18 protein-coding genes are annotated in these 18,513 nt (G+C 42.3%); 8 read left to right on the top strand and 10 right to left on the bottom strand.

Features of this window, described 5'->3' with window-relative positions; all coding sequences use genetic code 11:
- Positions 1 to 21: 21 nt before the first annotated feature.
- From ubiA to PSV17_RS06320, 8 genes are all read right to left on the bottom strand, one after another.
- Positions 22 to 891, bottom strand: coding sequence for a 4-hydroxybenzoate octaprenyltransferase (ubiA, locus tag PSV17_RS06355; RefSeq protein WP_300480765.1), 870 nt, complete (start codon positions 889 to 891; stop codon positions 22 to 24).
- 46 nt (positions 892 to 937) lie between these two features.
- Complete coding sequence (locus PSV17_RS06350; RefSeq protein WP_300480762.1) at positions 938 to 1,510, bottom strand: chorismate lyase; 573 nt, start codon at positions 1,508 to 1,510, stop codon at positions 938 to 940.
- Positions 1,511 to 1,584: 74 nt separating this feature from the next.
- A complete protein-coding gene (gene recG / locus PSV17_RS06345) occupies positions 1,585 to 3,753 on the bottom strand; it encodes an ATP-dependent DNA helicase RecG (protein WP_300480759.1) in 2,169 nt (722 codons plus the stop codon).
- Between the two features lie 5 nt (positions 3,754 to 3,758).
- Complete coding sequence (locus PSV17_RS06340; RefSeq protein ID WP_300480756.1) at positions 3,759 to 4,316, bottom strand: peroxiredoxin; 558 nt, start codon at positions 4,314 to 4,316, stop codon at positions 3,759 to 3,761.
- A 24-nt stretch (positions 4,317 to 4,340) separates the two neighbouring features.
- A complete protein-coding gene (locus tag PSV17_RS06335; RefSeq protein ID WP_300480753.1) occupies positions 4,341 to 6,635 on the bottom strand; it encodes a bifunctional (p)ppGpp synthetase/guanosine-3',5'-bis(diphosphate) 3'-pyrophosphohydrolase in 2,295 nt (764 codons plus the stop codon).
- 29 nt (positions 6,636 to 6,664) lie between these two features.
- On the bottom strand, positions 6,665 to 6,877 hold the full coding sequence (rpoZ, locus tag PSV17_RS06330) for a DNA-directed RNA polymerase subunit omega (RefSeq protein ID WP_300480752.1): 213 nt from the start codon (positions 6,875 to 6,877) through the stop codon (positions 6,665 to 6,667).
- Positions 6,878 to 6,941: 64 nt separating this feature from the next.
- Positions 6,942 to 7,553, bottom strand: a complete 612-nt coding sequence (gene gmk / locus PSV17_RS06325; RefSeq protein ID WP_300480750.1) for a guanylate kinase — start codon at positions 7,551 to 7,553, stop codon at positions 6,942 to 6,944.
- A gap of 42 nt (positions 7,554 to 7,595) precedes the next feature.
- Entirely contained in the window at positions 7,596 to 8,474 is an 879-nt protein-coding gene (locus tag PSV17_RS06320; RefSeq protein ID WP_300480748.1) for a YicC/YloC family endoribonuclease, read from the bottom strand.
- Between the two features lie 215 nt (positions 8,475 to 8,689).
- Between PSV17_RS06320 and PSV17_RS06315 the strand changes: the two genes are divergently transcribed.
- From PSV17_RS06315 to hemW, 6 genes are all read left to right on the top strand, one after another.
- Complete coding sequence (locus tag PSV17_RS06315) at positions 8,690 to 9,679, top strand: serine/threonine-protein kinase (RefSeq protein ID WP_300480746.1); 990 nt, start codon at positions 8,690 to 8,692, stop codon at positions 9,677 to 9,679.
- 14 nt (positions 9,680 to 9,693) lie between these two features.
- Positions 9,694 to 10,623 (top strand): protein phosphatase 2C domain-containing protein, encoded by a 930-nt coding sequence (locus PSV17_RS06310; protein ID WP_300480743.1) that lies wholly within the window; start codon positions 9,694 to 9,696, stop codon positions 10,621 to 10,623.
- 49 nt (positions 10,624 to 10,672) lie between these two features.
- The gene (gene rph, locus PSV17_RS06305) at positions 10,673 to 11,404 is read left to right on the top strand and encodes a ribonuclease PH (protein ID WP_300480742.1); all 732 of its coding nucleotides are present in this window, start codon (positions 10,673 to 10,675) and stop codon (positions 11,402 to 11,404) included.
- On the top strand, positions 11,397 to 12,008 hold the full coding sequence (gene rdgB, locus PSV17_RS06300) for an RdgB/HAM1 family non-canonical purine NTP pyrophosphatase (RefSeq protein ID WP_300480741.1): 612 nt from the start codon (positions 11,397 to 11,399) through the stop codon (positions 12,006 to 12,008). Before rph ends, rdgB begins: the two co-directional genes overlap by 8 nt.
- Positions 12,005 to 12,235 (top strand): hypothetical protein, encoded by a 231-nt coding sequence (locus tag PSV17_RS06295; RefSeq protein ID WP_300480739.1) that lies wholly within the window; start codon positions 12,005 to 12,007, stop codon positions 12,233 to 12,235. Before rdgB ends, PSV17_RS06295 begins: the two co-directional genes overlap by 4 nt.
- Positions 12,236 to 12,314: 79 nt before the next feature.
- Entirely contained in the window at positions 12,315 to 13,463 is a 1,149-nt protein-coding gene (hemW, locus tag PSV17_RS06290; RefSeq protein ID WP_366910434.1) for a radical SAM family heme chaperone HemW, read from the top strand.
- A 7-nt stretch (positions 13,464 to 13,470) separates the two neighbouring features.
- Here hemW and PSV17_RS06285 read toward each other — a convergent pair whose 3' ends face one another.
- Positions 13,471 to 15,030: a hypothetical protein gene (locus PSV17_RS06285; RefSeq protein ID WP_300480738.1), complete on the bottom strand. Its 1,560-nt coding sequence runs from the start codon at positions 15,028 to 15,030 to the stop codon at positions 13,471 to 13,473.
- Between the two features lie 22 nt (positions 15,031 to 15,052).
- Positions 15,053 to 16,492 (bottom strand): argininosuccinate lyase, encoded by a 1,440-nt coding sequence (argH, locus tag PSV17_RS06280; protein WP_300480736.1) that lies wholly within the window; start codon positions 16,490 to 16,492, stop codon positions 15,053 to 15,055.
- 231 nt (positions 16,493 to 16,723) lie between these two features.
- Between argH and PSV17_RS06275 the strand changes: the two genes are divergently transcribed.
- Entirely contained in the window at positions 16,724 to 17,716 is a 993-nt protein-coding gene (locus PSV17_RS06275; RefSeq protein WP_300480733.1) for a histidine kinase, read from the top strand.
- Positions 17,713 to 18,471, top strand: coding sequence for a LytTR family DNA-binding domain-containing protein (locus PSV17_RS06270; RefSeq protein WP_300480731.1), 759 nt, complete (start codon positions 17,713 to 17,715; stop codon positions 18,469 to 18,471). The genes PSV17_RS06275 and PSV17_RS06270 overlap by 4 nt, the downstream gene beginning before the upstream one ends.
- Positions 18,472 to 18,513: the final 42 nt, after the last annotated feature.

The following is an 18,513-nucleotide window of genomic DNA, read 5'->3' as shown; positions in this document are numbered from 1 at the left end:
CTTAAGTTCTACTACTACTTATTAAAATAAATAATCCAAACTCAAACCAGCAAACACCGCAAACCCAAACCAATTGTTATGTAAAAATGCGCTAAAGCAATTGGATTTTTCACGTGTTCTTATTAAATAGTAATGGTAAATAGCAACTGCCGCCGCAATCATCAATCCAATATAATAGGCGTATCCCATCATTAGCCATATTCCACATATTGTAAGTATGAGCAAAGTCAGCGCATAACAAATCATTACGGTGACAACGTCAAACCGCCCGAATGTAATAGCAGAAGATTTAATGCCTATTTTTAGATCATCATCCCTGTCGACCATGGCATACTCAGTATCATAAGCTATGGCCCAAAAAACATTGGCTAGCATTAACAGCCACGCCACTGGTGGTACATCACCTAAAATAGCGGCAAATGCCATGGGAATTCCAGCGGCAAAAGCAATACCCAAATACGCCTGCGGAATCGCAAAAAACCGCTTGGTAAAGGGATAACTAGCCGCTAACAGCACAGCTAACACTGACAATTTAATGGTTAAGTTATTAAGTGTACAAACCAAACCAAACGCCACTAAGCTTAAGCCAGCAGCCAGGAAATAGGCTTCTTTTCTACTCACTTCATTACTTACTAAAGGTCGATGCCGCGTTCGCTCGACCAAACCATCATACTGACTATCAGCAATATCATTCATCACACAGCCGGCGCTGCGCATCAGCACGGCGCCTGTGAAAAATATCATCACTACAATCCAGTCTGGCTTGCCGTTCCCAGCAATTAGCAGCGCCCAAAGCGTTGGCCATAGCAGTAATAAAATGCCGATAGGCTTATCTAAACGCATTAAGCGCTCATAAGCGTCTAGTTTTTTGATAATAGTTTGTAGGTTCATATTGAAGTTATTTAGCAGTCAGGTTCAAGTTAATCGACGAGTTTAATTAAACATTTTCAGTAATCATCAACTGGGGTAGAAAAACCTCGGTGACCATAATATTAGCGCAACTCAAGCTAAAAATAGAACGTCGCGCCCACAAGTAAGGTGGGTTTCTCACCTCAGAATTTTGTGTTAAATGCCGCGTTGCATGCTGGTAAAGTGCGTGGTTTGGCGTGAGTTTTTTATAACTCAAAGCCGTACGTTTCACTTTTGGATTAGCAAACAATGTCGCGCCAAGTGGCTTAATACCAAGTCTGCCAAGTCCATTCCACGCACCTCGCAGGCTAGCGCTTGGTAATACACTATGGGCAAACACTACTGGCTGATGATTGCCAATAAGTAACACCTCGCGTATTAAAGAAATTTGGTAATTTGGTTGATGCAATAAAACAGCTTCATCTTGAATTAGCTTGGCGTGTTTTACTGCAATAGGCTGTACCGCAAATGCACTGAAACGCTGTTGTAAGCGTGCAGTAAGTGAGCCATTATCGATTAGCCAAGCTTGCAGCCTATTTGCCTGTATAGGTTTATTAAGCCAACGCTGGCGAGTACTAGCGAGATTTTGTTGAATTTTCACGAGAGGAATTATCGCATAAATGAGATGCCTGCGAGCCAGTACCAATGCGGCTCCCAGAGCAGGTGTTTTTCAGCTTAAACCTTAACCAATTCATCTGCCCGCCCCATCCATCTTTCCAAATGTTTTTCTACTGCCGAAGGATGTTCCTTAATTAAGCGATCTGCCATATTTTTAGCAGCATTTAATAAATCCACATCACGGTTTAAATCTGCTATTTTTAGCATAGGAACACCACTTTGACGTGTGCCTAAATACTCACCTGGACCACGTAAATTGAGGTCTGCTTGGGCGATAGCAAAGCCATCACTGCTTTCATAGATCACTTTTAACCTGGCGCGTGCCGTCTCAGAAAGTTTATTTTGATATAGCAGGATACAAGCACTTTTTGCGGCGCCACGACCGACGCGGCCGCGCAATTGATGCAACTGACTCAAACCCATACGTTCGGCGTGCTCTATGACCATTAAACTGGCATTGGGGACGTCTACGCCCACCTCAATCACTGTGGTTGCCACAAGCAATTGCGTTTCGCCTGCGCTAAAGGCGGCCATCACCGCTTGTTTTTCTGCGGGCTTCATGCGTCCATGCACTAGCCCGATTTTTAATTCTGGGAACTCGTATTGCATGAGTGCGTACGTGTCGTTGGCTGTCACCAGTTGCAAAGCTTCAGACTCTTCAATCAACGGGCATACCCAATAGGCTTGATTACCTTGTGCACAGGCTTCGCGCACACGCCGCAGAATTTCATCTCGACGCACATCTGATACCAACTTAGTGACAATCGGTGTGCGGCCTGGTGGCAGTTCGTCAATCACTGACACATCTAAATCTGCGTAATAACTCATGGATAAAGTACGTGGAATTGGCGTGGCAGTCATCATCAACTGATGCGGTTCTGGCTGACCCTTTTGTCGCAAAGCTAAACGTTGATGCACCCCAAAACGATGCTGTTCATCAATAATCGCTAGCCCTAGTTTTTTAAATTGCACCGCTTCCTGAAACAGCGCGTGCGTGCCAATCACTAATTGCGCGCTACCATCGGCAATGATTTGCATGGCAGCTTCACGGTCTTTTTTAGACTGGCTACCCGTCAGCCAAGCCATTTTTATATTCAATGGCGTTAGCCAGCCAATCATTTTGCGAAAATGCTGCTCTGCCAAAATCTCCGTTGGCGCCATCAACGCCACTTGCCAACCACTTTCTATACTTTGCAATGCCGCCATACACGCGACGATGGTTTTGCCACTACCAACATCGCCTTGCAATAAACGTTGCATGGGGTGTGGCTGTGTTAAATCACTTTGAATTTCTATCGCTACTTTTTGTTGGGCTTGCGTTAAGGCAAACGGCAAACTTTTAAGCAAAGCTGAAACCAACCGTTTTGATTGTTTAAACTGTGGCGCATCCACACTGCGCCGACGCGCATAGTGTTTACGCATAGAAAGTTGCTGCGCAAGCAATTCATCGAAAGCGAGGCGTTGCCATTCTGGCGTAGTTTTTTCTTCCAAACCGTGTAAATCAGCATCTGGGGATGGGTTATGTAAAGCTTTTAAACTTGCAGAAAAACTTGGAAACTTGAATGGCTGGTACACAGCCATAGGCAATGTTTCGGCTAATGGGTTTTGTTTTGAAGTGTCTAGCTCCTTCCCCGTTTCAGGGGGAAGGTTGGGATGGGGGTAAGAGTTTTGACTGACGCGAGATTCTACCCCCACCCTAGCCCTCCCCCTGCTCAGGGGAGGGGAAATGTTACTTAAATTTAATGCAATGGCAATCGCTTTGCGCAAATTGCCTTGCGTTAGACCCGCTACCGTTGGATAAACAGGCGTTAATGTTTCAGCCACAGTGGTTTTTTCGCCAACTGCTTTACAAGTGGGGTGCACCATTTCATAGCCGAAAAAACCACTACGCACTTCGCCATAAACTCGCAATTTATTACCCACTTTAAGCGCGGCAATTTGGCTGGGGTAAAAATGTAGAAAACGTAAAGTGAGTTGCCCGCTCGCATCTTCCAGCCTTGCGATTAGCGCTTTACGTGGCTTATAAGTTACTTCTGCATGAACAATTTCGCCCTCAACTTGCGATGGTTCGCCAACTCGCAAATCGCGCACACTCGTCATATGCGTTTCATCAATGTAGCGCAAAGGTAGATGCAACAATAAAGCTTGAATGGTATGAATACCAAGTTTATTCAGATTGGCCACTAGCGGCTTGCTAAAGGTTTTTATTTCAGAAAGGTTTGTCATGCCAGCTAATTAGATTTTAGCCAGTTTACAACTTGTAAACCATTTTGATTGGGAGGAAAAACTGGGTAAAAAACTTTTTTGATCAAGCTATTTTCAACAATCATGGTGAGACGTTTATATAGCAATAAATCGCCCACGTTAAATACGGGCAAATTTAAATGACTTTTTAGCTGAAATGCATGATCACTCAATAAATCAAAAGGAAGATGCAGACGATTTTTAAGCTCCAGCTGATACTCTGAGGTTTGCGAACTCAAGCCAAAAACCATTGTGTTTAATTGCTGCAGCTCAAGAAAGTGGTCACTAAAATCGCAAGCCTGTGGCGTACAACCTCTCGCACCAGGAATTTCATCCCATCCATCTGGCAGCGGAACGTCTGGGCGACCAGTCAGTGGATAAATATAAACAACCAGCCTGCCTGAAATAGCTTTCAAATCAACATTATTTCCACTGGTTGATGCTAATGATATTTCAGGTAAATACAAACCTTCTAAATGTGCTGCCAAACCATCATCTAAAGGAATTGGCAAACCTTGGGGTAAAGTATTCAGGTTAATACTCATCAGCAATGAATCTTTTAAGCAAACTTATTGAGAAGATTTTTGCGCACCATTACCAGCCGCATTACCCTTAGTTCGGTTAATACGCACAACATCTGGTATTTTGCGTAAACTTCGCATGAGTTCGGCCAAGTGAATACGATCTTTCACTTGCACCGTGAAATACAGATTTGCGTAAGCGCTGCCATCTTCTTCTTCAACACTTACGTTGTCAATGTTAGAGCCAGCGTCGGCAATGCCTGCAGCGATTTTTGCTAACATGCCAGGCTGATTTGCCACGGTTAGATTAAGATTGGTTTTGTAAAGACGCTGACTTTCTGGTTCCCACTCCACATCTAGCCATTTGTCAGGATCTAAGCGGAATTTACGTATTGCTGGGCAATCGTGGGTATGTACCACTAAACCTTTATCTTTGTTAATAAAGCCAAGAATAGGATCACCAGGTATTGGCCTACAACATTGCGCAAACTGTACCGCCATACCTTCTGAACCACGGATGGTAATGGTATCAAGTGGCTTAACCGTTTTGCCAAAAATCTTATCGAAGAACTTGCCACCTAAGAACTTGCCTATGGCGCCTTCTTCCGGCTCTTCAGGAACTCCGAGCATCGCTAATAACTGGTGCGCCACCATGACGTTTTGGCGCTTACCTAAGCCGATTTCAGTCAATATTTGTGATTTCTTTTTCAGCCCGTAATCACGAATTAGCTTTTGCCAATGCTCTTCAGTGATTTGACTAGGCTCGACATGTAAAGCGCGCAAGGCTTGATTGAGCATGCGCTCGCCAAGATGGGCTGATTCGGTAGATTGCTGTGATTTTAAGAAATGGCGAATATGCGCGCGCGCGCGGCCTGTCACCACATAATTCAACCAAGCAGGGTTAGGTTTAGCGAATGAACCTGTAATAATTTCCACATGATCGCCATTATGTAACTCTGTGCGTAATGGCGCCAATTCTTGATTAATACGCACCGCCACACAGCTATTACCAATGCCGGAATGCACAGCATAGGCAAAATCAACCGCTGTTGCGCCTTTAGGCAAAGCAAAAATCTTACCTTTAGGCGTAAATACATAGACTTCATCAGGGAAAAGATCAATTTTAAGATGCTCAAGGAAATCGAGCGAATCCACGCTTTCACTTTGTATTTCTAATAAACGTTGCAGCCACTGGTGAGTTTGCTGTTGCAATGCGGTTAACTGGGCATCGCTTGCTTTATATAGCCAATGAGCCGCCACGCCAGCATCAGCAATATTGTGCATTTCTGCGCTACGAATTTGTACTTCGATGGGCGTACCAAATGGGCCAAATAAAGTGGTATGCAAGGACTGATAACCGTTGGCTTTAGGAATCGCGATATAGTCTTTGAATTTACTGGGGATGGGTTTGTATAAAGCGTGCAAAGCGCCTAGAGCTAGATAACAACTCGATAAATCTTTAACCACCACTCTAAAACCGTAAATGTCGTAAATTTGCGAGAATGCCGTTGTTTTACCCGACATCTTCTTGTAAATGCTGTAAAGATGCTTTTCTCTACCCGACACTTCCGCATCAATATTCAAGGTAATCAGTTGCTGCTTAATGGATTCTAATATCTTACTCACTACTTCTTTACGATTACCACGGGCCGCTAAAATGGCTTTTGAAATTGCCCTAAATCGCATGGGATAAAGATACTGAAAACTTAAATCTTCAAGTGATTGGTATATTTCATTCAAACCAAGGCGATTGGCAATAGGCGCGTAAATTTCCAGCGTTTCTTTAGCGATAAGCTTTTGCTTTTCTGGTCGCATCGCTTCTAAAGTTTGCATATTATGCAAACGATCTGCTAACTTCACCAAAATCACCCGCACATCTTGTGACATGGCAAGAAGCATTTTTCTGAAATTTTCCGCCTGTGCGACACTGGCGCTTTGAAACTCGATTTTATCTAGCTTGGTTACGCCATCGACCAATTCCGCTACTTGCAAGCCAAATTTTTCTTTAATATCGTTTGTGGAAATATTGGTATCTTCGACAACATCATGCAATAAAGCCGCAAGCAGTGTTGGTACATCTAAGTGTAGGTCAGCCAAAATACAGGCAACCGAAACAGGATGCGTGATATAAGGCTCGCCCGTTTTGCGCACCACGCCCTCATGTGCTTGATAGGCGTAACGGTATGCCTCCCAAACTTGGGCAATATCTTGTGGCTTTAAATATTCTTTAAGACGTAAACTAAGCGCCGAATCCTCGCTGTCCGCAGGCAGCAAGGGGGCTGAAGCTAGTGCTGAGGAAAGCTTGAATAACTCCGCGTTTGGATTGGTTGCGGTTTTTGGCATACCACTGTCACTAAGCTTTTTCTAAGAAATTAAGGATGAATGCGTGCTAGAAGCTCTATGCCAATTTTACCAGCAGCGATTTCACGCAAGGCTAATACGGTTGTTTTGTCACGTAAACCTTGTGTGTTAATCAATGGCTCAGCGCCATTGTGTAATTGACGTGCGCGATACGCAGCCACTAAAGTCAATTGAAAACGGTTTGGAATTTGATCTAAGCAATCATCTACTGTAATACGTGCCATGATGGTGTTTCCTAATTAATAGTGAGAATTAAAGCTTCTAAATTGAAAGCGTCTAATTTAGAGTTTATGTAAGTGTTTGAATTAAATCCGCATAACGTCGTAGTTGAACTAAACCCACAAGCCGTTGTGCTCGAATGATTGCAGTTATGTCTTGTAGTGCATCATCAAAATCATCGTTAATTGTAACATAATCGAACTCGCTCACGTGGCGCATTTCAGTACGCGCGGCAGCTACTCGCTTTGCAATGACCTCCGCACTATCTTGACCGCGGCCATTGAGCCTGCGTTCTAGCGCTTCGATAGACGGTGGCAGCACAAAAATACTCACGGCATGTGGATATAAACGGCGTACTTGCTCGGCGCCTTGCCAGTCAATTTCGAGAATGATATCAAAACCCGCTGCCAAAGGCGCTTCAATGGCGGACTGTGAAGTCCCATAACGCGCTTCATGTACTTCTGCACTTTCTAAAAACTGCGCCTCTCCCAGCATACGCAAAAACGTCGCATCGTCCACAAAATGATAATCCACACCATCCGCTTCGCTAGGACGAGGCTTGCGCGTGGTGTGAGAGATTGAAAGTTTCAAATGCTCGTCTTTAGCCAGCAAAGCTTTAATCAAGCTAGTTTTGCCTGCGCCAGAAGCTGCCGTGATAATAAAAAGATTGCCTGTAGTCATACGTGTATTTTATTCTAAATTTAACCGAATCATCTATTTTGCTTATTCAATATTTTGAATCTGCTCACGCATTTGTTCTATCAGTACTTTCAACTCCATGGATACTTGGGTAGTTTGTACCGAAACTGACTTTGAACCTAAGGTATTCGCCTCACGATTAAGTTCTTGCATCAAAAAGTCTAGGCGTTTTCCTGCAGGTGCATCACTACTCAAAATACGTTTAACTTCGGAGATATGCGCAGTTAATCTCGTGAGTTCTTCATCAACATCAATACGTTGTGCGAACATCACCAATTCTTGCGCGACACGCTCTGGGTCTATATTTTTTAAATTTTCTTGCAATTTATTTTCCAGCTTAGCTTGATATTCTTTAGTCAGCGCAGGTAGCAGTGGTTTAACTTTGACGACTAAAGATTCAATTTGGCTTAACCGTTCTAGCACTAGCGCCTTTAACTTTTCACCTTCGCGGGCGCGGGATGCATTTAAATCTTGCAAACCCTTTTGTACGAGTTTTTTCACATCTTCTAATAGTGAATCATGGCTCAAAGCATCATTTTGCACTACACCCGGCCAACGCAAAATATCCGCAACACTGAGCGGTCGGCTCTGTGGAAAATACTGCTGTGCTTTTACTTGCATCGCAGCTAATTGTTGCATTAACGCATCATCCAACTGCGTTGCCTGCCCCGCTTGTGTGCGTTGAATTAAGTTAACTTTACATTCGATCTTACCGCGACTTAGTTTTGCACTAATCAGCTCACGAATACTAGGTTCAAAGCTTCTTAAATTTTCATCAAGCTTAAAATGTAGATCTAAATATCGGCTATTTACCGCACGCAACTCTAGTATTAAAGTAGCGTTGTCTGAAGGTTGATTGATTGATTGCTCAAGAGCTGCAAAGCCCGTCATACTGAAAGTCATAATGAAAATTCCTGAAGCTACGTTAACTAAAACTAATAAATTTACAGCATGTTATCAAATACAAGCCGATAGATGCCAAAATAAACCATTAAATAACTTCATAAATAACTTTAAGTACAATCAATTACGCGTTATATTGCTGAATAAGCTCTAAGTTTAAATGCATTATTTGAATTAATTTAACCCTAATAAAACAAGCAAATAGAAAATATCTAGTGTCCTCAACTGAAAACTTCGCGTTACCTACTGGTTACCAGTTACAAGACTATGAAATTAGAAAAGTCTTGAGCTCTGGAGGGTTTAGCTTCGTCTATTTGGCACATGATAAAGATCAAAACACAGTAGCCATCAAAGAGTATTTACCTACTTCAATTGCTTTACGTACTGATAGCGCAACAGTTCAACCCAATGCAGGTGATGTAGCATTATTTAGACGTGGACTAAAATGTTTTTTTGATGAAGGCTTATCCCTCGCTAAGATTGATCATAAAAATATTGTTCGCGTGCTTAATTTCTTTCGTGCCAATGAAACCGTTTACATGGTGATGCAGTATGAACGCGGTAAATCCTTGCAAGAATATATCCTCGGGCAGCAAAGCTTGGTTTCTGAACAATTTATCAGGCGTGTGTTTGGTGAACTCGCCAATGGTTTAAGAGAAGTACACACACAAAAGCTTTTGCATTTAGATATTAAACCAGCCAATATTTACATTCGGTTAGATGGTTCGCCTGTTTTGTTGGATTTTGGCTCAGCTAGACAAGCTTTAAGTGAAAACTTAACCAAATTCTCGCCTAGTTACACCCCTGGTTTCGCTTCGCCAGAACAATATTACGATAGAAAGTTACTTGGGCCATGGAGCGATATTTATAGCATAGGGGCAACCATGTACTCATGCTTAACACGCTCTTCGCCACTTGCTGCAAATCAGCGCATTAAAAATGACCTGCTTATTCCAGCAGTCAAACTAGGTAAAGACCATTACTCGCAAAGCTTGCTTGAAATTATTGATAGCTGCTTGAGTTTAGATTATCTTGAGCGCCCACAAAGTGTATTTTCGCTACAAAAGGCTTTACTTGAATCTAAGCCACTTCCTAAGAAGAAATCTAGCTTAGTCAATAAAATAGTGCTGGCACTCAATAAACCTATTTTGATGAGAAAAGCACAAATTCAAAAAACAGTTATTGTGCATTCACCAACCATTTAGCCTTTACCACCATCATGAAATTTACTATTTTTCAGAATAGCCGCCAAGGCCCACGGCGATATAATCAAGACAGATTGGCGTACTCATATAGTAAAGATGCGTTATTACTAGTGGTTGCTGATGGTATGGGTGGTCATAGACACGGTGAAATAGCAGCACAATTAGCCGTCACCACGATGACAGATGCTTTTCAACGTTTAGCAGTGCCTACGCTTCCTAGCCCAGCTAAGTTTTTAATTGAGCATATGCAACAGATTCACGACATGATAGACCAGCTCACGCAAGAACGAGAATTGATAGAGGCACCACGCACAACTATTGTTGCGGCGGTCGTGCAGCGCGGTGTATTGTATTGCGCGCATGTAGGAGATTCACGTCTTTACCATTTTAGGGATGGGCACTTGCTATACCGCACCGAAGACCATTCGATTGTGCAATCTCTATATTCAAAAGGGATGATTAATAAAGATGAAATGTCTACGCACCCTTACCGACACAAAGTTTATAGCTGCTTAGGCGGCGATGTTCCCCCGAAAATAGACCTTTCTGATCGACATGAACTCGCTGAAGGCGATACCATCTTATTATGTACGGATGGTGTTTGGGGTGCTGTGACAGACGAGCAAATAAAACGCACACTCAATAGCCCCTCTATTACTGACGGTGTCACTACCCTATTAGATCTCGCAGAAAATACCAGCCAAGAACAAGGCGATAATATGAGTGCCATCGGCTTACAATGGGGCGATAAGCAAAGCAATGGTCTTGCGGTTTCAACCATTTCTATGGCGATGGGCTTAACCACCACTATCATGAGTCCAACAACACAGCCGCACCAGCATAGCGGGAAAGATAGTGAGATAGACGGCGATTTTACCGACGATGAAATTGAAAATACCATCGCGGAAATTCAACGTGCTTTACTGAAAACCAAGCGAATATAGAACTAAACGTATAATACGCACCTCAATAGATTAATCAGGATTTAGAAGCATGCAATCAAGTAACTTAAGACCCAGCCAACGCGCTAACGATCAATTACGCAATGTCGAAATCATTCGCCATTACACCAAGCATGCTGAAGGCTCAGTTTTAGTGAAGTTTGGTGACACGCATGTGCTATGCACAGCCAGTGTGGAAGAAAAAGTACCAGGCTTTTTAAAAGGCAAAGGCCAAGGCTGGGTGACAGCTGAATACGGAATGCTGCCGCGCTCTACAGGTAGCCGTATGGATAGAGAAGCAGCAAGAGGCAAGCAATCTGGCCGTACGCAAGAAATTCAGCGTTTAATTGGTCGCTCATTACGTGCCATTATAGATTTAGAAAAACTAGGCGAACGCAGCATTCATATGGATTGTGACGTGATCCAAGCAGATGGCGGCACTCGAACTGCTAGCATTACTGGTGCTTATGTGGCCTTACATGATGCGATTTCAACCTTATTAAAAAGTGGAAAACTCACTGAAAGCCCATTAAAACAAGGCGTTGCTGCAATTTCAGTGGGCGTGTACAAAGGTACACCAGTACTTGATTTAGATTATATTGAAGATTCAGACTGCGATACTGATATGAACGTAGTGATGACCGCTGATGGCGGCTTTGTTGAGATTCAAGGCACAGCTGAAGGCGAGCCATTTAGCCGCGATGCGATGAATGCTATGCTAGATTTAGCTGCTCACGGCATCAACCAACTCATTATCAAACAAAATGAGGCATTAAGTGTTTAGCAAGCTCGTTATCGCATCAGGCAATAAAGGCAAGCTGCGCGAAATTGAACACATACTTGCGCCATTGCAAATTGAAGTGATTCCACAATCAACATTCAATGTACCAGAGTGCGAAGAACCATATTTCACCTTTATTGAAAATGCGCTAGCCAAAGCACGGCATGCCAGCAAGCACACTGGCTTACCAGCGCTGGCAGATGATTCCGGCTTATGCGTAGATGCGCTGCAAGGTGCACCTGGTGTGCTTTCAGCCAGATATGCAAGTGAGACGAGCCTTCCAAAAGAAAAACAAGATGAAGCTAACAACCAAAAATTGCTAAAAGTACTTGAGGGTGAAAAAAACCGCTATGCGCATTTTTACTGCGTGATGGTGCTAGTGCGCCATGAGCATGACCCCGAACCTATCATTGCAGAAGGCCAATGGGTAGGCGAAATATTAAGCGAATATCGCGGCAATGATGGCTTTGGTTACGACCCATTATTTTTAGATGCCAAAACAGGTAAAACTGTAGCAGAATTATCTATGGAGATTAAAAGCCGCATCAGCCACCGTGGACACGCGATGGCAAAATTATTGCAAAAAATAGAGCGATTAAACACATGACAACGCCTGATAAATCAGCATGGCCAAAATGGTTACGCGACGACAATAGCGTTGTTGCCTGTACAGAAAAAGTCAAGGTCATGACGGAAAACTTTGATGAAATCAAACAAATCGCCCAAGATGCGTTTGAAGATGGCTTGTTAATGGAAGTATCTGAAGAGCAGATGCGTGAGGCATTGCATCGTCTTGTTGATATGTTGGTGAATCCTTATCAAAAAAATCATTGAAATAAAACCTGCGGCAACGTTTGATCGCAAGCCAATTAACGCGTTTGCACCACTATCTGGTGAGGCAACTTTATCTGGGCTGAGCAACTCACCGCCGCTATCTTTGTACATTCATATTCCGTGGTGCGTTAAAAAATGTCCTTATTGCGACTTTAACTCACATGAAAGTCGGCACAAAGATGGTGGAATTCCGGAAAGTGCTTATGTCGATGCCTTAATCGCAGATTTAGAGCTTGCCACGCCTAAAGTGTGGGGACGGAAAATCAAAAGTGTATTCTTTGGCGGCGGCACACCAAGCTTATTTTCTGCGGAATCCATAGACCGCATTTTGAGCCATGTGCGTATGCTTACGCCGTTAGAGTTTGATGCCGAAATTACGCTAGAAGCCAACCCTGGCACTGTAGATGCTGCTAATTTTGTCGGCTACAAACAGGCTGGCGTAACTCGCTTATCGCTTGGCATACAAAGTTTTAATAGTGATTATTTAAAAGCTTTAGGTCGTATTCACGATAGCGAACAGGCTTTTGCCGCCGTTGCGCTTGCAATGAAAACCTTCGAACAGGTCAATTGCGACATTATGTACGGCTTGCCAAATCAAAGCTTAGCTGATGCCATGCACGACGCACAAACTACGGTGCGCTTAAGCCCAACACATTTATCTTTTTATCATTTAACTTTAGAACCAAATACGCCGTTTTACCGCACGCCGCCTAGCTTGCCAGATGATGATACGAGCAGCGATATGCAAATTGCCATTGAAGCTCTGTTAGCTGAAAATGGTTATGAGCATTACGAAACCTCCGCTTTTGCCAAAAAAGGTAAGCAGGCTAAACATAACCTTAACTATTGGCAGTTTGGTGATTATTTAGGCATAGGCGCAGGTGCGCACAGCAAACTTAGCTATCACGATAAAATTACTCGAGAAGTCCGCCCAAAACACCCTAAAGCCTATATGGAACAAGCTTTAAAAGGCAAGGCTGTAGAGCGTGAATGGTTAATACCGCAAGATGAACTAGGTTTTGAATTTATGATGAATGCATTACGCCTGATTGACGGTGTACCTGTTGATTTGTTTCAGCAGCGCACTGGCTTAAATATTCGCACACTAGAAGCCGCAATTAAAACCGCAAAAGACAAGGGCTTGCTAATAATTGAGGCTGGCAATATGCGGCCAACTTTATTAGGCCAGCGATTTTTAAACGAACTGTTAGAGCTGTTTTTACCTTAATTGGGGCTTAGCTAGGCTTACCCTCATAGTAAAATTTGTCTCGAATGTCCAAAATATTACGCAAAAGCTTAATTTCCAGTAATACTTCCAAACCAAAGCCGCCCCGTTCACTATCACGATTATCTAGCAATAGATTATCTAGATAACTCTTTGTTTCTATGAGTTTTTCTAGGCTATTATCACATTTAGCCCAAAGCTTAGTCAAAAATTCAGTAATATGGGGAAACTCTAATAAGCTAGAGGCAACGACTGAAAGTAAAGGGATGTTATCCCAAGTGGGCTGAACCACGTTAAAGAGTTGATGCAGTTGGTGCGCACTTTCTAAAAACTCTTCTTTTTGATTGGTTTTTCTATAAATTTCTAACAACGCCAGACAGTGATTTAAAGATGCTTTAGGTGCAGATTGTATCTGCGCTTTCAATATGAGAATAGCCTCTTTATCACGATCAACAGAAACATAAATTCTAGCCTGTTCAAGGACTAAATCACCCGCTTCTTTGTGTTTGAGTGACATAATTGCTTCTAAATCATTATCTGTAATACTGCCTGAGAACTCACTTTTGCTTAGCGAAAAATCTATTGTTGAAAGAGGCTCGTCTACTTGAGTGCCATCAGTGATGAACTCATTAGCATTCATAGGCTCAAATTTATCCGCTATAAGATTTACCGATTGTCTTCGTCTGTATCGATAGGTAGCAAATATTGAACCAAATGCAAATAAGGCCAAAGGAATTTGTAAACCAAATTGAGAAAAAAAGGATTCTTGTTCTGCATTTGAAGCTAGTGGTGCATTAGCTGGCATATGGTTAACAGTAGAACCCACACCTTTTATGACTTTAGGCTTTGTTGGTGGTTGCTCGGTTCCGCCAGCTAAAGGAGTGGTTGCCACAACTGGCGCGGCTGTTGCAGGGAATAGATTAGAGCTTGGAGGTGCTACCTGCGAAATCTTAATAAGTTTTGCTTCTAGATTAAGGGTCGCCATCGCCTCTTGTAAGCGCGCTAACTTTGTATCTAATTTTTCCAAGTCTTGCTTTAGCTGTTCATTTCTAATCACTAAACTTTCATACTGGGTCTGCGTTTCAGAGGTTAAAGTAAATTGATTCGCATCTTTCTGAGCAAGGTTCATTTTAATTGCTGGCAGAAGATCTGGCTGAATTAATGGCGTGGTGTGACGGACGACTTTTGAACTTGAATTGCTGTTTCTACCGCTGCGCAGAGCCAAATATTTAAGAGTAGGTATCACAATCACGCTAGCTTGCTTGGTCGTAGTGTAAGCGTTCAGATTTGAGCGAATTTCTTTGTTTAAATCTAGCGTTGTCTTAATAAATAAGCGCTGCATAGTTTTGTTTTTTGGATAAAATAAAGACGCTAAACTTTCCACACTTTCACCAGATACCAATGGCCAAATAATCGTTGTTGATTCAAGGTCTTCTAGTTCTAGAGTTTTAACATACTCAGTAGATACTTCTTGAGGCAGGTCTTGTGCTAGCGAAAAACTAGCATGCAATGCGACTATTAAAGCCCAAGCAATGCTAGTTTTTTTAAATTTTTTTTCGCTAAAAATCAATTCACACCTATCTTTTAATATTTCAACTCATTGATTTTCTAACTCGAGCTATGGCTGCTTTAACTTGCACAGGTGCAGTGCCCCCAATATGATTGCGGCTGTTTAAGGAGCCTTCTAAAGTTAGCACAGCATAAACATCCTCACCAATTTCAGATGCAAATTCTTGTAACGTTGAAAGTGGTAAATCACTTAAATCTACCTTTTTGTCTACCGCATAGCGCACCGCCAGAGCCACAGCTTCATGCGCATCTCTAAAAGGCATGCCTTTTTTAGCTAAATAATCAGCAAGATCGGTAGCAGTTGCATAACCTTCAAATGCAGCTTGACGCATATTGTCTTTATTGACTGTAAAGCCTTTTGTAACTACCACGCCGTTTTCTATCACTGGCAAACGCAACATGTCTGCGTAAATTTGTAGGGTGACCAATAAAGTGTCAGCCGTATCAAATAGCGGCTCTTTGTCTTCTTGATTATCTTTGTTGTAGGCTAGTGGCTGGCCTTTCATTAAGGTCAGCAGCGCGGTTAGATGTCCGTAAACACGTCCCGTTTTGCCACGTACCAGTTCGGGTACATCGGGGTTTTTCTTTTGCGGCATGATAGATGAGCCTGTGCAAAATCTATCCGCGATGTCGATGAAAGCAAATCTTGGCGAACTCCACAAAATCAGCTCTTCGGATAATCGTGATAAATGCGTCATCACCAATGAAGCAGCAAAGGTAAATTCAATAGCAAAATCACGGTCAGAAACCGCGTCTAATGAGTTCTCACAAACGCCATCGAAACCCAATTTTTTTGCAACCAATTCCCTATCAATCGGGTAGCTTGTGCCCGCCAATGCCGCAGCGCCCAAAGGTAGTTTGTTAATGCGCTTTCTGCAATCCATGAATCGCCCAATATCGCGTGTAAGCATCTCGACGTATGCCATTAAGTGGTGACCAAATGTCACTGGTTGCGCTACTTGTAAATGCGTAAAACCTGGCATTACCGTATCAAAATGCGCTTCTGCTAAGTCTAACAAACTCAGTTGCAAACCTTTTAAACCCGCAATTACATCATCTGTGGTGGCTCGTAGCCATAACCTAACATCTGTTGCCACTTGGTCGTTACGACTTCTGCCAGTATGTAAGCGCTTACCTGCATCCCCTATCTTGTCGGTTAAACGCTTTTCAATATTTAAATGAACGTCTTCTAAATCTAACAGCCATTCAAATTCCCCGCCTTCAATTTCCTGCAAGATTTCTGCCAATCCTGTTTCAATTGATTTAACGTCATCCAAACTTATAATTTTTTGTGCGCCCAACATTTGGGCATGGGCAATTGAGCCCTGAATATCAAACGCCGCCAAGCGTTGATCAAAGCTTACAGAGGCGGTATATTTCTTTACTAACTCAGCGACAGGCTCGTTAAATCTGCCTGACCAACTAGTATTTTTGTTGTTTAATGCACTCGTCTTTTTTATCACGTTTACTTTTCTTTCTTTTCGTATGGCTTTAATGCCTATTCAATGTTTAGGATTAAATTTAAAACTTAGGTAAATCTCATCACTTTTAATTGCCAGATTGACTTTTTATATCAATTATTGCTTATTAATAATACACTTATGTGATTAGTATAATGCATATTACAAAGATTAAGATTTAACTAATGTCCAGAAAAGGCCAAACAACAAAATTTTATATGCATGATTCATGCCATGAGAAAAAGTAACCGCATTCCTAACTTACGTAACTTAGGCGTAATGTTACGCATTCTAATAATCACAAATGGATTATTAGCGATCATTGCTATTATTTTAGGCACTAATACTAATGAATTTGTAATGCTGATGACAAACATCTCATCAATTGCGCAACCCATGCTGTTATTGAGCTTGTTATTGTTATATGCAAGCTACCCTCTACTCAAAAAACTAGAATACTGGCACGGCATAATCGCCACCTTTGGTATCATTTTATTCACGTGCTTTTGTTTACATGGGCTACTCACACAAGCCTTAATATTCGACAATTTATTATCGACTAAACGTATGCTTTTTTATGCATTTATTCTATGCGCTATCACCTTGTATTACTTTAATCTTCAAGAGCGCGCTTATTCGCCAGCAATTGATGAAGCAAGACTTCAAGCACTTCAGGCACGTATTCGTCCGCATTTTTTATTTAACTGTATTAACGCGGTGCTATCGTTAATTCGCAGCCAACCAAAACGCGCTGAGGCTGCCCTAGAAGATATGGCGGATTTATTCCGAGTGTTGATGGCAGATAATCGGGATTTAGTCCCATTAGCGCAGGAAATCGCTTTATGTAGGCAATATTTATCATTAGAAAAGCTACGTCTAGAAGAGCGGCTTATCATTGAGTGGAAAGTAGACGATATGCCGCCCGATGCGCTTATACCACCATTGTTATTGCAGCCGCTGATTGAAAATGCGGTCTATCACGGCATTGAACCCTTAGCGGCTGGTGGTAAAATCACTATCCAACTCTACACCAAACGTAATGAAGTTCACTTAGTTCTAAGCAATCCCTACAGCATTAAAAATACTAGACATATTGGCAACCAAATGGCGCTTAAAAACATTAAAGAACGCTTAACTTTGCATTTTGACCTTGAAGCGTCGTTAAAAAGTAGTCTGTCAAATGGTGAATATCAAGTGCATATTACCTTGCCATATACAACAAAATGACCGACTCACTGAATATATTAATCGTAGATGACGAAGCGCCAGCTCGCAACCGTTTACGTGAGCTTTTGAGTGAGATGAATCATATTCACATTGTCGCAGAAGCAAAAAATGGGCAAGAAGCGCTGAACTTAGCGAACACCCATCAGCCCGACATTGTTTTACTCGACATTCGTATGCCAAACATGGACGGCATTGAAGCCGCTCAACATTTGCAAAAAATAACTAAACCACCCGCCATTATTTTTACGACAGCATTTGATAATTACGCTATGCAGGCTTTTGATATGAGCGCGGTAGATTATTTGTTAAAACCAATTCGTTTGGAGCGCCTACAAACTGCCATACAAAAAGCGCGTGCGCTATTGCCCAGTCAGCTTCAAGCAATCGCGCCACCAAGCCCCCAAAAGACGCATTTCTGCATTTCTGAGCGCGGGCGAATTTTATTGATTCCTGTTGTCGATGTGATTTACTTGCGTGCTGAACTTAAATATATCACCGTGCGCACGGCAGAAAAGGAATACCTTCTCGAAGAATCGCTTAATAATCTAGAGCAAGAGTTTCACAATACTTTTATTCGTTTACATCGCAACTGCTTGGTGGCAAAGGCCTACATTTTGGGCTATGAAAAACGCCATCAAGAGTTTGATGAAGACGGCAATAAAAGTAGTGAAAAACACTGGGTGGCCTTATTAAAAAACACCGATGAGACAATTGCCGTTAGTCGTCGCCAACAGCACCTCATCCGCGCAAACTAAAGCGATAGCACAGCTTGTGTTAAAATAAAACTTACTCATTAA

Source organism: Methylotenera sp. (genome assembly GCF_029946165.1).
In the GTDB taxonomy this organism is placed as follows: Bacteria; Pseudomonadota; Gammaproteobacteria; order Burkholderiales; family Methylophilaceae; genus Methylotenera.
Note: the sequence above shows the minus strand (reverse complement) of the source record. Positions and strands in the feature narration are given on the sequence as shown.

Coding starts and splice junctions, on each gene's coding strand:
- ubiA (WP_300480765.1), bottom strand. CDS start 891: ATGAACCTACAAACTATTATCAAAAAACTAGACGCTTATGAGCGCTTA.
- recG (WP_300480759.1), bottom strand. CDS start 3,753: ATGACAAACCTTTCTGAAATAAAAACCTTTAGCAAGCCGCTAGTGGCC.
- PSV17_RS06340 (WP_300480756.1), bottom strand. CDS start 4,316: ATGAGTATTAACCTGAATACTTTACCCCAAGGTTTGCCAATTCCTTTA.
- PSV17_RS06335 (WP_300480753.1), bottom strand. CDS start 6,635: ATGCCAAAAACCGCAACCAATCCAAACGCGGAGTTATTCAAGCTTTCC.
- rpoZ (WP_300480752.1), bottom strand. CDS start 6,877: ATGGCACGTATTACAGTAGATGATTGCTTAGATCAAATTCCAAACCGT.
- gmk (WP_300480750.1), bottom strand. CDS start 7,553: ATGACTACAGGCAATCTTTTTATTATCACGGCAGCTTCTGGCGCAGGC.
- PSV17_RS06320 (WP_300480748.1), bottom strand. CDS start 8,474: ATGACTTTCAGTATGACGGGCTTTGCAGCTCTTGAGCAATCAATCAAT.
- PSV17_RS06310 (WP_300480743.1), top strand. CDS start 9,694: ATGAAATTTACTATTTTTCAGAATAGCCGCCAAGGCCCACGGCGATAT.
- rph (WP_300480742.1), top strand. CDS start 10,673: ATGCAATCAAGTAACTTAAGACCCAGCCAACGCGCTAACGATCAATTA.
- PSV17_RS06295 (WP_300480739.1), top strand. CDS start 12,005: ATGACAACGCCTGATAAATCAGCATGGCCAAAATGGTTACGCGACGAC.
- PSV17_RS06275 (WP_300480733.1), top strand. CDS start 16,724: ATGAGAAAAAGTAACCGCATTCCTAACTTACGTAACTTAGGCGTAATG.
- PSV17_RS06270 (WP_300480731.1), top strand. CDS start 17,713: ATGACCGACTCACTGAATATATTAATCGTAGATGACGAAGCGCCAGCT.